The 12,997-nt window shown below is 60.3% G+C and carries 18 protein-coding genes; 6 read left to right on the top strand and 12 right to left on the bottom strand.

Going from position 1 to position 12,997, the window contains the following annotated elements; translation table 11 throughout:
* Positions 1 to 183 precede the first annotated feature (183 nt).
* Positions 184 to 1,035 carry a CAP domain-containing protein gene (locus ACZ89E_RS09605; protein WP_149658442.1) on the bottom strand — a complete coding sequence of 284 codons (852 nt, stop codon included), beginning with the start codon at positions 1,033 to 1,035 and terminating at the stop codon, positions 184 to 186.
* 131 nt (positions 1,036 to 1,166) lie between these two features.
* Between ACZ89E_RS09605 and ACZ89E_RS09600 the strand changes: the two genes are divergently transcribed.
* Entirely contained in the window at positions 1,167 to 1,790 is a 624-nt protein-coding gene (locus ACZ89E_RS09600; protein WP_476255478.1) for a cell wall hydrolase, read from the top strand.
* A gap of 343 nt (positions 1,791 to 2,133) precedes the next feature.
* Here ACZ89E_RS09600 and ACZ89E_RS09595 read toward each other — a convergent pair whose 3' ends face one another.
* The 6 genes from ACZ89E_RS09595 to ACZ89E_RS09570 form a co-directional block, all read right to left on the bottom strand.
* Positions 2,134 to 2,346 carry a YXWGXW repeat-containing protein gene (locus ACZ89E_RS09595; protein WP_149658440.1) on the bottom strand — a complete coding sequence of 71 codons (213 nt, stop codon included), beginning with the start codon at positions 2,344 to 2,346 and terminating at the stop codon, positions 2,134 to 2,136.
* A gap of 67 nt (positions 2,347 to 2,413) precedes the next feature.
* Complete coding sequence (locus tag ACZ89E_RS09590; protein ID WP_149658439.1) at positions 2,414 to 2,734, bottom strand: YXWGXW repeat-containing protein; 321 nt, start codon at positions 2,732 to 2,734, stop codon at positions 2,414 to 2,416.
* A 447-nt stretch (positions 2,735 to 3,181) separates the two neighbouring features.
* Positions 3,182 to 3,880, bottom strand: coding sequence for a dienelactone hydrolase family protein (locus ACZ89E_RS09585; protein ID WP_476255477.1), 699 nt, complete (start codon positions 3,878 to 3,880; stop codon positions 3,182 to 3,184).
* A gap of 33 nt (positions 3,881 to 3,913) precedes the next feature.
* On the bottom strand, positions 3,914 to 4,537 hold the full coding sequence (locus ACZ89E_RS09580) for a glutathione S-transferase family protein (protein ID WP_476255476.1): 624 nt from the start codon (positions 4,535 to 4,537) through the stop codon (positions 3,914 to 3,916).
* A 33-nt stretch (positions 4,538 to 4,570) separates the two neighbouring features.
* Positions 4,571 to 5,104, bottom strand: coding sequence for an HvfX family Cu-binding RiPP maturation protein (locus ACZ89E_RS09575; protein ID WP_476255475.1), 534 nt, complete (start codon positions 5,102 to 5,104; stop codon positions 4,571 to 4,573).
* A gap of 202 nt (positions 5,105 to 5,306) precedes the next feature.
* Positions 5,307 to 5,930 (bottom strand): ferric reductase-like transmembrane domain-containing protein, encoded by a 624-nt coding sequence (locus ACZ89E_RS09570; RefSeq protein ID WP_149658435.1) that lies wholly within the window; start codon positions 5,928 to 5,930, stop codon positions 5,307 to 5,309.
* A 209-nt stretch (positions 5,931 to 6,139) separates the two neighbouring features.
* On the opposite strand from ACZ89E_RS09570, the gene glsB reads away from it, so the two are divergent.
* The 3 genes from glsB (at position 6,140) to ACZ89E_RS09555 (ending at position 9,023) form a co-directional block, all read left to right on the top strand.
* Positions 6,140 to 7,048: a glutaminase B gene (gene glsB, locus ACZ89E_RS09565; protein ID WP_149658434.1), complete on the top strand. Its 909-nt coding sequence runs from the start codon at positions 6,140 to 6,142 to the stop codon at positions 7,046 to 7,048.
* Positions 7,049 to 7,125: 77 nt separating this feature from the next.
* Positions 7,126 to 8,628 (top strand): aldehyde dehydrogenase family protein, encoded by a 1,503-nt coding sequence (locus tag ACZ89E_RS09560; protein WP_476255474.1) that lies wholly within the window; start codon positions 7,126 to 7,128, stop codon positions 8,626 to 8,628.
* Between the two features lie 62 nt (positions 8,629 to 8,690).
* Complete coding sequence (locus tag ACZ89E_RS09555) at positions 8,691 to 9,023, top strand: BON domain-containing protein (RefSeq protein WP_476255473.1); 333 nt, start codon at positions 8,691 to 8,693, stop codon at positions 9,021 to 9,023.
* Positions 9,024 to 9,083: 60 nt separating this feature from the next.
* On the opposite strand, the gene ACZ89E_RS09550 is transcribed toward ACZ89E_RS09555, so the two are convergent.
* From ACZ89E_RS09550 to cynS, 3 genes are all read right to left on the bottom strand, one after another.
* On the bottom strand, positions 9,084 to 9,752 hold the full coding sequence (locus ACZ89E_RS09550; protein WP_476255472.1) for a carbonic anhydrase: 669 nt from the start codon (positions 9,750 to 9,752) through the stop codon (positions 9,084 to 9,086).
* A gap of 34 nt (positions 9,753 to 9,786) precedes the next feature.
* The gene (locus ACZ89E_RS09545) at positions 9,787 to 10,023 is read right to left on the bottom strand and encodes a DUF2790 domain-containing protein (RefSeq protein WP_476255471.1); all 237 of its coding nucleotides are present in this window, start codon (positions 10,021 to 10,023) and stop codon (positions 9,787 to 9,789) included.
* 80 nt (positions 10,024 to 10,103) lie between these two features.
* Positions 10,104 to 10,571 (bottom strand): cyanase, encoded by a 468-nt coding sequence (gene cynS, locus ACZ89E_RS09540; RefSeq protein WP_133836027.1) that lies wholly within the window; start codon positions 10,569 to 10,571, stop codon positions 10,104 to 10,106.
* Positions 10,572 to 10,696: 125 nt separating this feature from the next.
* Here cynS and cynR point away from each other — a divergent pair, with 125 nt between their 5' ends.
* Entirely contained in the window at positions 10,697 to 11,578 is an 882-nt protein-coding gene (gene cynR / locus ACZ89E_RS09535; protein ID WP_476255470.1) for a transcriptional regulator CynR, read from the top strand.
* A gap of 68 nt (positions 11,579 to 11,646) precedes the next feature.
* Here the strand turns inward: cynR and ACZ89E_RS09530 are convergent, their stop codons facing one another.
* The gene (locus ACZ89E_RS09530; protein WP_133836029.1) at positions 11,647 to 11,976 is read right to left on the bottom strand and encodes a hypothetical protein; all 330 of its coding nucleotides are present in this window, start codon (positions 11,974 to 11,976) and stop codon (positions 11,647 to 11,649) included.
* A gap of 243 nt (positions 11,977 to 12,219) precedes the next feature.
* On the opposite strand from ACZ89E_RS09530, the gene ACZ89E_RS09525 reads away from it, so the two are divergent.
* Positions 12,220 to 12,489, top strand: coding sequence for a hypothetical protein (locus ACZ89E_RS09525; RefSeq protein WP_476255469.1), 270 nt, complete (start codon positions 12,220 to 12,222; stop codon positions 12,487 to 12,489).
* Here ACZ89E_RS09525 and ACZ89E_RS09520 read toward each other — a convergent pair.
* Entirely contained in the window at positions 12,472 to 12,990 is a 519-nt protein-coding gene (locus ACZ89E_RS09520; protein ID WP_476255468.1) for a GNAT family N-acetyltransferase, read from the bottom strand. The genes ACZ89E_RS09525 and ACZ89E_RS09520 overlap by 18 nt on opposite strands.
* Between the last annotated feature and the right edge of the window lie 7 nt (positions 12,991 to 12,997).

Raw genomic sequence — 12,997 nt, 5'->3', positions numbered from 1 at the left:
ACAGTAGCGGGGAATAGGTGCGCGCGTTTGATCGTTCCCACCCTCTGCGTGGGAACGATCAAGCACCGCTTCCGTAGGAGCAAAGCTTGCTCGCGAAGACGGCATCACATCCGGCAATGATGTGACTGACAGACCGCTTTCGCGAGCAAGCTTTGCTCCTACGGGGACGGGTGTGCTTGAGACTTACTGCGTCCCGAACATCGCCGTCCAGTAGATCCCGCCATCACTTTTCGGGTCCACCGCATACGCCGCACCGAGTTCGTGGAACTGCGGGTTCATCAGGTTGGCGCAGTGCCCCGGGCTGCCGAGCCAGCCATCGACGACTTTGCGGGTAGTGTCTTGGCCGGCGGCGATGTTTTCGCCGATCTGCTGCGCGATGTAGCCGCCCAGTTCCGCGCGGTCACCTGGGGTACTGCCGTCGCGACCCTTGTGATCGAAGTAGTTATTGTTGGCCATGTCACGGCTGTGGACTTCGGCGACCGCCCCCAAGGTGGCGTTCCAGGCCAGCGGCGTGGTGGCGGCGAACGGCTGGCCGCCGCACTGACGCGGCTGGGCGCGCGCGGCGTTAAGCAATTCCAGCAGCTTCTGACCTTCAGCGGAAGCATCGCCCAGGCGCCCGCTCAACAGCGGACGCGCAAGGACGATGCGCCACTGGCTGCCTTCGCGGCTGACGCCGACATCGATAAATTGCGGGTTCAACACCACCTGACAGAAGCTTTCCTGCACGGCCTTCATGGCCGACGTCGCATCGCGCGGGCCGGACAGGGTGATCGCCTGCACGTTGACCATCGGATACTTCGCTTGCGCCATCGCCTGTTGCAGGTCGATGTTCTGCGTGGCGGACAGCACCAGCCGTGGATCGGCCGCCAGCGGTGGCAACTCCGGCGATGCCTGACCGCCACAGCGCTGCACTTGGCTGCGATAGGTATTGATCGACTGAACCAGTTGCGTCTCGTCAGTGGCCAAGGCACTGGTAGCGAACACCAGGCCTGACGACAACGCCGCAACACACAAAACAGATGATAGGACGCGCATGAAAATCCCCCTTGAACGGACTGCGCCCATGATGCGCGATTTCGCCCCGTTCAGGGCACTGCCTTTTCCAATGATTTGCCGACTACAATGAAGCGAAGTCGCCCGCCGACGCCCTGAAGAGCCAGCCCATCATGCGCCTCCCGTGGATAGCCACCTGCCTTGCCGCCACCCTGCTTGCAGGCCAGGTTTTCGCTGACGACCAGGAGCAAAAAAAAGAAGTGGCCGTGGACAAGGCCCAGGTACTGGAAGAGAAAGCCGCCGACAAAGGCAGCACGGCACCGGCGCCGAAAAAGGCCGAGACCATCACCCAATCCGAAGTCCAGGCTGTCGACCCGGCAGGCACTGCGCCGCTGGACGAAGCCATCACCTGCATGGCCCGCAGTATTTACTGGGAAGCCAAGGGCAAGGACTCCGCCGACATGGAAGCGGTCGCTAACGTGGTGATGAACCGGCTCGGTCATGCGGGCTTTCCGGACACGGTGTGCGGGATCGTCAAGCAAGGCTCGGAAAAGCACGCCTGCCAGTTTTCCTGGTGGTGCGACGGCAAACCGGACACGGCCCAGGAAGACGTGCCCTATGCGATGGCCAAGGAAATCGCGCGCAAGGCGCTGAACAAGCAACTACCGGATCGCACCCATGGCGCGATGTATTTTCATGACCGGACCGTGAAGCCGGATTGGGCGCATGAGTACATCAAGACGGCCCAGATCGGGTTGTTCACGTTTTACAAACCCCGTGACGGCGACGCGAAATAGCGTAGTCAGGCGTGGCCCAGCGCAATGGCAAAGGACACCACGATCAGGCAGGCAAGCGCTGTGTTGATATTCATGAGAGGTTCATCCGAGCTGTTTTAGGTGGTGCCATCGTGAACAGGTCGGGGGGAAATGAAAAATTCGCTTTCGTGATGTGAATGATCGAAAGAAATGATGGGATCAAAAGTCACAGCTTTATATGGCTGACGAACACCTTGTGGCGAGGGAGCTTACTCCCGCTGGACTGCGAAGCAGTCCCTTCTTTTTAGGTAGAGAGGGCCGCTTCGCGACCCGGCGGGAGCAAGCTCCCTCGCCACAGGTTCAGTGTCAGCAGACTAGGCCCGCTTCAATACCCCTTCCAATGCCCCGGCACCCACACCCACTCGTTGTGAGCCCATCGATAGTGCCCAGCCACCCAGTGATACCCCGGCGCGGGCATCACCGGGACCATTTCCACCCGTGGCGGCGGTCGGTGCGGGCGGGCCGGTTCGATGACGCAGCCGGACAGGGTGATCGCCATGAGGCCGGCGATAACGGTGGTCTTGAATAGTCGGGACATAGCCAGATTCCTTGATTCAGTCGAACCGGCGCCCGGATGGCGAACCGGCAGGTCTTGCGTTCAGGACTCAACGGACCCAGCGCCCTTCGATCCAGTACCAGTTCGGTCCGCGCGCCTCCCAATGACCGGGCATCCAGCGCCCTGCGTGGTGCATCCGTTGCCAATGCCCCGGCGCCCACACATAACCCCGACCGTCCCAGCGCCAGTGGCCGTTGTCCCAGGCATAACCGGGGCGGGCCATGGGCGCCTGCTCCATGCGCGGTGGCGGTGGCGCCTGGCGAATGATGATCTCGGGCTGGGCAAATACCGGCGTGCTCGCCAGCGCCGCGAGCGCCAGGGGAACGAGCAAGACATGCCGCAACTTGATCAAGGGGTGCACAGCTTTCATGACAACTCCTCAGGGCTTGCATCCGAAAGTGGATGTTGCTGATGAATTGGACGTCGAATCGGCAAAAGATTGGGTGCGCAGAAAATGAAATTTTTGTCACGTGGGCGGGCAGGGCCAGCACGCACCTGTGGCGAGCCAGCGCCCTCGCCACCAATCTGTAGGAGCGAGGCTTGCCCGCGAAGGCGTCATTCCAGGCGACAAACAATGGTTGTCTGAAATGACGCCTTCGCGGGCAAGCCTCGCTCCTACAAGGGTTTTGCGTTGGGGTTTTGAGGCGTCATTCCAGGCGACAGAAATGGTTTTCTGGAATGACGCTTTCGCGGGCAAGCCTCGCTCCTACAGGGGGGGTGCGTTGGGTTTTGAGGCGTCATTCCAGGCGATAGAAATGGTTTTCTGGAATGACGCTTTCGCGGGCAAGCCTCGCTCCTGCTGGGGGCGGGTTGAGTCTTAGAGTTCCATACCCAGGAAGATCAGGGTATTGCCATGGGCCTCGACCGCTGCACGCTGGTTGTAGCTGTCGCGGTGTGAGCAGTTGAAACCATGCTCGGCCTCCGGGTACACCACAATCTCCACGTTGTCGTTGGTGTCGAAACGCTCAGCGATTTTCTCCACGGCTTCCAGTGGAATGTGGCTGTCCGCTTCGCCGAAGTGCATCAGGATCGGCACCTGGATTTCATCGGCACGGTCCAATTGGTTCTGGATGCCGCCGCCGTAATAGGCGATGGCCACGTCGACGAAGCCGTTGGCGGCAGTGTGGTACGACAGCAAGCCGCCGAAGCAGTAACCGATGGAGGCGATACCGCCATCCAGGCCCGGTTGGGCTTGCAGGGCATCGATGGCCAGTTTGATGTCAGCCTGTGCCGCGTTCACATCGGTGGCATTCATCAGCTCGACCGCGCGTTTCCAGCCGGCCTCGTCGTAGCCCAGCTCGATGCGCGGGCCGCTGCGCCAGAACAGGTCCGGTGCAATCACCAGATAGCCGTCGGCGGCGTACTGCTCGGCAACCGAGCGGATGTGTTCGTTGACGCCGAAGATCTCCTGAATCAACACAATCCCTGGCCCTTTCTGGGTGTGGGGAATCGCCAGGTAAGCACCGAATCTGCCTTCGGGGCTGTCGATTTCGATCCATTGGGTGGTCACGCTCATGGTGGCTCCTGTCTTCGTCAGTGAAAGTTGGATTTATTGCGGTAGGGTCGCCTGGAAACTCGGCAAGGCCTGCAGACGTTTCCACCACTCGGCGAAACCGTCCACGGCAAACACTTGCGCTGCATCGGGTGTCATCGCGATGTAGGCGCAGGCCGGGGCCAGGTAGAAGTCGCTGAAACTGGGGTCAAGCCCGGCGATGAACGGATCATCACCCTTGATCTTCATTAATTCGCGGATCACACGCTTGGAATTTTCGATGCCTTTGCGCCGCGACGCTTCATTCTGCCCACCGATGAAATCCGGAAACAAGTGAAAACCGAACACCGAGACCAGCGCGCCGTAGCCGTAAGAATCGTAGAGCCCCATGGCCATGTGATTACGCGCGCGGTCATGGGCGTTGTCCGGGGTCAGCGACGGGCCGGGCAGCACTTCATCCAGATAGGCCATGATCGCCGCGGTTTCGAGTACCCGGAAACCGTCGTGATCAATCACTGGCACCTTGCCGAAAGGGTGGCGCGCCAGGTGTTCCGGCAGGTGCGGTTCGCCTTTTAAGACGTTGACCTGCACCTGAGTGAAATCCGCGCCTTTCTCGACCAGCAACATCTTCACCGTGCGCACGTAGGTGCTGCCGTCGAAACCGTAAAGTGTGAGGCTCATGACCATGGCTCCATTTTTTTTGAGTATGGGACGTTATCGAGACACTGACGTTTCAGCGGTAGCGCGACGCCAGAAGAATCGAGCCAGCAATGCATCGAGGCTGAGCTTGCCGGCGCCGGACAGCAACAGCGGCATCAGGGCGACGAGGTAGATCAGCGGCAGCTTGAAGTTACCGTGACCCTTATTAGTGATGGCGTAGCCCTGGGCAAGTTCACTCAATGTAGACCAATCGGCCGGCCAGTGAACGGCTGCGGTCGCCACCACCGTGACCACGATCAGGATCATCGCCGACACCCGCGTACCCAGGCCCACCAGCAGGGCGAGGGCGCAGATCAGCTCGGCCCACATCGACAGTTCCCAGTTCAGCGTGGCGGGTACGTGGTTGAACGGAAAGGGGAAGGCGTCCTGGATGTCGGCGAACCAGTTCTCGCCGTTCCATTTCTCCAGGCCCGACTCGAAAAACTCCCAGGCAAGGAAAATGCGCAGGGTCAGCGGCGCAATCCAGCTGCCGGCGCGGTCGAGGTTCAGGTGCAGGCCTTTGACGGCCGAAGACAGTGAAGTGTTCATGGGCTTGATCTCCGTTGAGGGCTTTGATCGGCTTGGCCAATCGACCCGCACATTTCATCAAGCGGGTGTATCTGCGGTATGTCGTCGGGATGGGGTTTTAGGCGAGGGGTGTATCGAAAGGGCAGCTGTACACACTCAGATACACGGCCGGATGCAGCATCCAATAACAACGAAATCCCCCCGCGGGAGCGGCGTATTTCAGTCAGGGGTAGGCGTGGCGCTGGCTGCGCTTGTTTTTCAACGCGAGTTTGCCCACCCACCGCACGGCAATCGCGGCGCACATGATGCCGAACGGCAATACATACCAGACGCTCATCGGAATCCGTTTGAAATTGGAATAGGTAAACACCGCCGCAATCACCCACATCCCCGTCACATGCAGGGCTTTCCAGGCTTTGGGACCGATCATTTTTGTGGTGGTTTTGAATGAAGTGATCGCCATCAACACAATGAACAGATAGCCGACCGAGCCGGGGATATTGCCCACCGTGGTACGCCCCGGCCAGAACTCCGGATTCAACTGCCCATAGCTATAGATCAACACCGCATGTACCAGGTGCGAAAAGGCAAACGCCAAACCGATAAAGCGCCGCTCGCGCACCAGGGATTTAGTAAAGGGCGAGGGCACCAGCACGGCAAAAGCGGACGCCAGGAACGCCGCCAGAAACAACGCAAACGAGGTCCGGGCCGTGGCGCGAATCGCGCTGCGGGTGGCTTCCACCAGATCCGGGTTGAGGACCAGGATCAGGCCGGTCATCAGCAGTACCAACAAGGACAGCAGGCCGAACAGCGACCAGCCGTGATAACGCGGGATTGAGGTATTCATGACAGCTACTCCGGAGCAAGGGCCGACCGAGGTCAGCAGACAACCGGAGTGTTCCAGTGCGGTGTGTGGGCGATATGTCCTGAAAGCCTCTTCATGTATCAGCACGTGCGCCAGATACATTCCCCTACAAAACTGTGATCCGTCCCGCGCCAGTGGCGTCTAGCGACTGTGTCCCCGCAAACCCATGGGGCGAGACTTCGGAACCCGGCATGCAAGCGCTGTTGAACGAGATCCTTGACGCAGTTCGTCCCCTGATCGGCCAGGGCAAGGTGGCTGACTACATTCCCGCCCTCGGCACGGTGCCGGCCAACCAATTGGGCATTGCCGTGTACGGTAACGACGGCGAACTGTACTGCGCCGGGGACGCCGAGACGCTGTTCTCGGTGCAGAGTATTTCCAAGGTGTTCAGCCTGGTGCAGGCCATCGATCATTCCGGCGAAGCGATCTGGGAACGCCTGGGCCACGAGCCGTCTGGCCAGCCGTTCAACTCCCTGGTGCAGCTGGAATTCGAGCGCGGCCGCCCGCGCAATCCGTTCATCAACGCCGGGGCGCTGGTGATCTGCGACATCAACCAGTCGCGCTTCGCCGCACCGGCCCTGTCGATGCGTGATTTCGTGCGGCGCTTGTCCGGCAACCCGCAAGTGATGGTAGATGGCAAGGTCGCCGAATCCGAATACCAGCACCGCGCGCGCAACGCGGCGATGGCTTACCTGATGCAATCCTTCGGCAATTTCCACAACGACGTCGAAGCCGTACTGCGCAGCTACTTCAGCCACTGCGCGCTGCGCATGAGTTGCGTCGATTTGGCGCGAGCGTTCTGCTTCCTGGCCAATGACGGCTTCTGCAAACACAGTGGCGAACAGATCCTTACCGCCCGGCAGACCCAGCAAGTCAACTCGATCATGGCCACCAGCGGCCTTTACGACGAAGCGGGCAACTTTGCCTACCGCGTCGGCCTGCCCGGCAAGAGCGGCGTCGGTGGCGGGATTGTCGCGGTGGTGCCGGGGCAATTCACCGTGTGCGTGTGGTCGCCGGAGCTGAACGCGGCGGGCAATTCGCTGGCGGGGATGGCTGCGCTGGAGTTGTTGAGCCAGCGGATTGGCTGGTCGGTGTTCTAAGGTCCGGCGCCGGTAATGACGCTTCGGCGAATTTCCTATACATTTTCCGGCCGCCCCCTGCATGGTGAAACCGCTTCATGTCCCTGATGCTCGAACGTCTCGTCGCTGGCACGCCAATCCCTTTTGCCGGTAATCGTGTCTCCGTGGTCAGCCCCGAACTCGCGGCACGTTTTCAGCCCGGTGACCATTTGCTGGTGGAACAGGTCAGCGGCGAATTGTTGTTGATCCCGGTAGTGGACCAGCAAGCAGCGACAGTGGCGATCGAGCGCGCGCAAGCGGCGTTCACGGCGATGTCGGCGGTGTCGGACGCGGCCATCAGCAAGTTCTTTGACCTGTTCGCCCAACGCCTGGAAACCGCCGAAACCTGGGCCTTGATCGAAGCCGCGAACCTGGCTGACATCGAGCGCGCCAAGGCTCGCGGGCGTTCCACCACGCGGTTGCTGGCCGATGAGCGCATGCGTCGCGACATGATCGCCGGCCTGCGGGCCTGGCGCGATGCGTCGGCCACGCGCGGCAAAGTCATCAGTTGTGTTGAGCATGACGGCTGGAAAGTCGAGCAAGTGGTGTCGCCGCTGGGCATCGTCGCCTTCGTCTTCGAAGGGCGGCCGAATGTGTTTGCCGACGCCGCTGGCGTACTGCGCACCGGCAACACCGCCGTGCTGCGCATTGGCAGCGACGCGCTGGGCACCGCGCAAGCCATCGTCGCGCACGCGTTGAATCCGGCGCTGGCCGATGCCGGGTTGCCGGCCGGCGCGGTGTCGCTGGTGGAGAGCGTCAATCACGCGGCCGGTTGGGCGATGTTTGCAGATCGGCGTCTGTCGCTGGCCGTTGCCCGTGGGTCGGGTCGAGCGGTCAGTCAACTGGGCAGCATCGCCCAACAGGCCGGCACCGCCGTCAGCCTGCATGGCACTGGCGGTGCCTGGCTGATCGCCGATCAAGGCGCGGATGCCACGCGATTTGCCGCCGTGGTGCGCAACTCCCTGGACCGCAAAGTCTGCAACACCCTCAACGTCTGCCTGATCCAGCGCGACCGCGCCGCTGAACTGGTGCCGCTGTTTCTCGACGCCTTGCAACAGGCCGGCACGGCTCGCGGCCAGGGCTGCAAATTGCACATCGTCGAGGGCAGCGAATCATTCCTGCCGAGCGATTGGCAAACCGCTAGCGTCGAGGTCTACCGCGCCGAAGGCTATGTCACCGAAGCGATGGCCGAGCCGCTGGCGGAAGATCAATTGGGTCGCGAGTGGGAGTGGGAAGAAACCCCGGAAGTCAGCCTGAAAATCGTCGACGACCTCGATCAGGCCATCGCCTTGTTCAACCGCTACAGCCCGCAATTCACCGTGTCGCTGATCAGTGAAACCGCCGAGGCCCACGAGCGTTTCTACAACGCCGTGAATGCCCCGTTTGTCGGCAACGGCATCACTCGCTGGGTCGACGGCCAATACGCGCTGAACAAGCCGGAACTGGGCCTTTCGAACTGGGAAAGCGGTCGCCTGTTCGCTCGTAGCGCGATTCTGTCCGGCGATGGGGTGTTCACCATTCGCAGCCGCATGACCCAGACCGATTTGTCGGTCAAACGCTGAGCCCTGTAACGGCCGAACTATACTCAAAGGGTGTCTGTGTTTGCGTCATGGAGGTTTTCACCATGAAACTTCATTCCTTTGATCAGTATTCCCATGGCCTGGCGACGGTCGCTCGCGATGCGTGGATTACCGCCAGGGTCAAATCGGCCCTGACCAAGGCCGATTCCGGTCTTGGCCTGCATATCCACGTCAAGACTCACGCCGGTACGGTGGCGTTGAGCGGCCTCGTCGACACCCATAGACAGTGCGAACAGGCGATGGACCTGGCCCGCACGATCAATGGCGTGGTCGATGTCGAGGCCAGCGGTTTGCGCACGCATGTGTTCAAGCCAGGCAGCACGTCAACACCGCCCAATGCGGAAGAAACCACTGAGCGTCGGCGTGACGACAGGTAAAGCCAGAACGCAGCGCTCCCGTTAACCGGGGGCGCTGCGTCGGGTATCGATGTTCATCTCTCAAGCGGCGGCGTCTACGGAGCGCGCTTGAATCGCGCACGTCACCGGATGCTCGGCCAAGGACACAAAGCGGCGGCTGTCAGCGTCCAGCGCGTCAATCGAACCGGTCTCGATGTCGTACACCCAACCGTGCAGGTTCAACAGACCTTTTTCCTGGGCCAGGCGCACGCTCGGGTGGGTCTGGATATTTGCCAGTTGCGCGATGACGTTCTCGCGCACCATCGAACTGACCTTGGCCGCTTCATTGGCGTGGGTGCGGGATTCATTGATGACCTTAGCCGACTCGGCGTGTTGCAACCAGCCGCTGACGGCGGGCAGGTGATCCATGCATTTGCATTTGCACTTGGCCACGGCGGTCATGGCGCCGCAGTCGGAATGGCCGCAGATCACGATGTCCGTCACGCCGAGCACGGCGACCGCGTATTCGACCGTGGCCGAGACACCACCGGGGTGGGGGCTGTAGGACGGCACGATGTTGCCGGCGTTGCGGATCACAAACAGCTCACCGGGTTCTTGCTGGGTCAGCAGTTCCGGGACCACGCGACTGTCGGAACAGGTGATGAACAACGTGCCGGGGTGCTGGGTGGTGGCCAGGTGTTTGAACAGGTCGGTGCGTTGTGGAAAGGCTTCGTTCTGGAACTTCAAAAAACCGTCGATGAGCGCTTTCATGTGTGCTTCCTCATAAGTGCTGAACGGGGGCGGCTCAGTTCGAGCAGCCGGTGCCGAATTCGCTGTATTGCAGAATGTGGGTCACGCCTTTGGAATCGAGATACGTCATCTCCACCGGGGTCGGGCCGCAGACATCGGCGACCGGGGTGATGCTGACGACTTGGGCGATATCCAGGTCCATGCCGTACTGGTAGGCGACGGCGCTGTCCTGGGCCTGAGCCTGGGTTGCCAGGCCGGCGATCAGCGAGAGTGCGAGCAGAAATTTGTGCATGGGGCAGCCTCCAGATGAACGTGGTGAGTGGAAGAGGTCGGGGTGGTTGGCCCGCACGTTAAGCGCGGGCCGGTACTGAGTTAGAAAGGACGCAGTGGCAGGAACTTGCCGTCCAGGGTGATCACAGCGCGGGAGCCACCTTCCGGGTCTTCGACTTTCTTCATGTCGAGCTTGAAGTTGATGGCGCTGATGATGCCGTCGCCGAATTGCTCATGCACCAGGGCTTTCAAGGTGGTGCCGTAGATCTGGATCATTTCGTGGAAGCGGTAGATGGTCGGGTCGGTCGGCACACCCGAAAGGCTGCCGCGCAGCGGGATGATCTGCAGACGGGCAATGCTGTCAGCGTCCAGGTCCAGCTTCTCACCGACCACTTTGGCGGCGGCTTCCGGCAGTGGGTGCTGGCCGAGCAGGGCGGCGGTGACGTAGGCCAGGCCCAGGCCGGTGCCGTCGGTCAGGTCCTGCCAGGACAGGTTTTTGCGCGCCTTGGCGTCGAGGATCGAAGTGGTCAGGGCCAGACTCTGGTCGTTGTAAGCGTGGGACTGTTGCATGGTGTGACTCCTTTATCGGATGGGGTTGTTGCTGTGTGTGGAGCAATCTTCTGCCGATTGATCCATAGCGTCCAAGACCGATATACAATGCGCGGCATAAGCACAGCCTATAGATGGATTTGCCCATGCTGCTCCGACATCTGCGTTACCTGATCGCCGTCGCCGACCACGGCGGCTTCACCCGCGCCGCCGAAGCGCTGCACGTCTCTCAGCCGACCCTGTCGCAACAGATCCGGCAATTGGAAGAAACCCTGGGCGTCAGCCTGTTCGACCGCACTTCGCGCACGGTCAAACCCACCGACGCCGGCGTGGCCTACATCGAATGCGCCCGGCGGGTGCTGGTGGAGCTGGAGGCGGGCAAGCGCGCGTTGCATGACGTGAAGGATTTGTCCCGTGGCACCTTGCGCCTGGCGATGACGCCGACCTTCATGGCGTATTTGATGGGGCCGCTGGTGCGCGATTACTCGGCACGCTTCCCGAACATCCATCTGGAGATTTTCGAACTGTCCATGGACGACATCGAGGCCGGGCTGGCGGACGACTCACTGGACATCGCCATTGCCTTTACGCCGGTGCGTAATCCCGAGATCGAATGCATCCCGGCGTTTGTCGAGACGCTGGGACTGATGGTCGGGCGTGATCATCCGTTGTTTGAAAGCCAAGGGACGCTGGCGCCGAGCGAGGTGGCGCAGCTGGAGTTTGCGTTGCTGGCGCCGGAGTTCATCACTCGATCATCCATCGATGACTACTTTCGCCAACAGGCCATCACCCCCAAAGTGGTGATCGAGGTGAATTCGGTGAGTACGTTGCTGGAGGTGATTCGGCATACGGCGGTCGCGACCATTTTGCCGGAGGCGATTGCGACCGAGGATCGGGCGTTGCGCAAGATTGCGTTGCAGGGTGAAGCGCCGCAGCGGGGCGCGGCGTTGTTGCGCAGGAAGAACAATTACCACAGCGCAGCAGCGTTGGCGTTTGTGGAGTTGGTGTTGGAAATGAAGCCTGTTTAGGGGCGGTAAACGTCGCGCATAAAAAAGGGCCTGCTCCTTGAGGGGAGCAGGCCCTTTTTCAATCTTGATTAATAGAACCGATCAATCACCCGAACTTCGTTCTGGTTCTGCATCGATGCCCACGCCTGTTTCAGAGTTTGCAGAACATTACCGATGAAGTCCTTATCGGCCGCGGCTTTCTTGCCGACATAACCCTGGCCGCGACGGTACATCTTCAATCGGGCCAGCAAGTTCTGGTTGTTCTGGTCGAACTCTGCTTCGTGAGCATGGGGCGACAGGCAGTCCATGTGCACCTGGCCCGACTTGCTGATCCACAGGATATGGCTGTCGTGGCTGTCTTTTTGCGCAGCGAACATACGAGCCAGTTCATCGATAGTCGGTTGATTGTTCAGATTCATCATTAAGCCCCTTGACCATTTGGTGATCTTTCAAAGTTGATTCGCTAATACCGGTAGCCCATCGGTTAGTTGATCCCTGGCACCGAAACCAGGACGTCAGCGATCAGCCGCCAAATTGACGGGGTCTCGCGTCTGTTGCATGTAGTCGTGTTGAATAACTGCTACGCAATAGCGTCACAACGAAGAGAAGCGGCGAAAACCTTAAGGCCACTGCCGACGTTTTGAGGGTCGGCCACAAGCTTCATGAGTACGTTTCGCCAGCGCTTCTCGTCCTTGTACTGGACGTTCGGGCCAGGTCAGCTTCTTCAATCTGCCTTGTGGGCAGCGTGTATCCGGGAAAAACAGCTCGGCGGTCAGACGAGCTTGCTCAAACGTGTTGCCTTTACTCCCGATCGGGGAGTTGCCTGCATCATGCAAGGGCAAATCGACGGCGTCAACGATTATGTAGTGATTATTTTTAGTCACTACATATTGTCGGACAAAGTGGTTTTGGAATTAGGAAAGGGCGGCTGAAGGGCTGTGGGGCGCGGTTTCAAAGCGGTAGAGCGTGCAGGGATAACCGTCCACTGCCAGTTGATGCGTTGTGAATTCTCCCGAGGTGAGCGCAGGCATCTCTCGGGCCCAAAACCGCCGTGCAGGCGGGTTCGCGTCGATGTGGAAAATTTGCCATTGACCGGGCAATCGGCTCAAGAGGGCAGAGACGACAAACTTCGCGACGCCTTGGCCACGAAAGCGTCGACAGACAAAAAAGTAGCCGATGTTGAATTCGGCCCCGGCCACGTGTGTGTCGTCATCGACGGTCACGAACCCGGCCAGTTCGCCGTCAACCCTGATCAGGAATGGCTGCGTCGCCGGATTGCGCCAGTAACCCGGCTTGGGCTGTATATTGAATAAACCATGCTCGCCAAGCTTCAGCGGCAGCCACTCGCTGAAGTCATACACGTAGAACTGCATCAGGTTTTCAATCGTCTGCAGCTCATCGCGCTGGGCGGCGTGAAGTTCTATTCGAGACATGGCGAAT

This window comes from Pseudomonas sp. TE3899, assembly GCF_056279105.1.
Note: the sequence above shows the minus strand (reverse complement) of the source record. Positions and strands in the feature narration are given on the sequence as shown.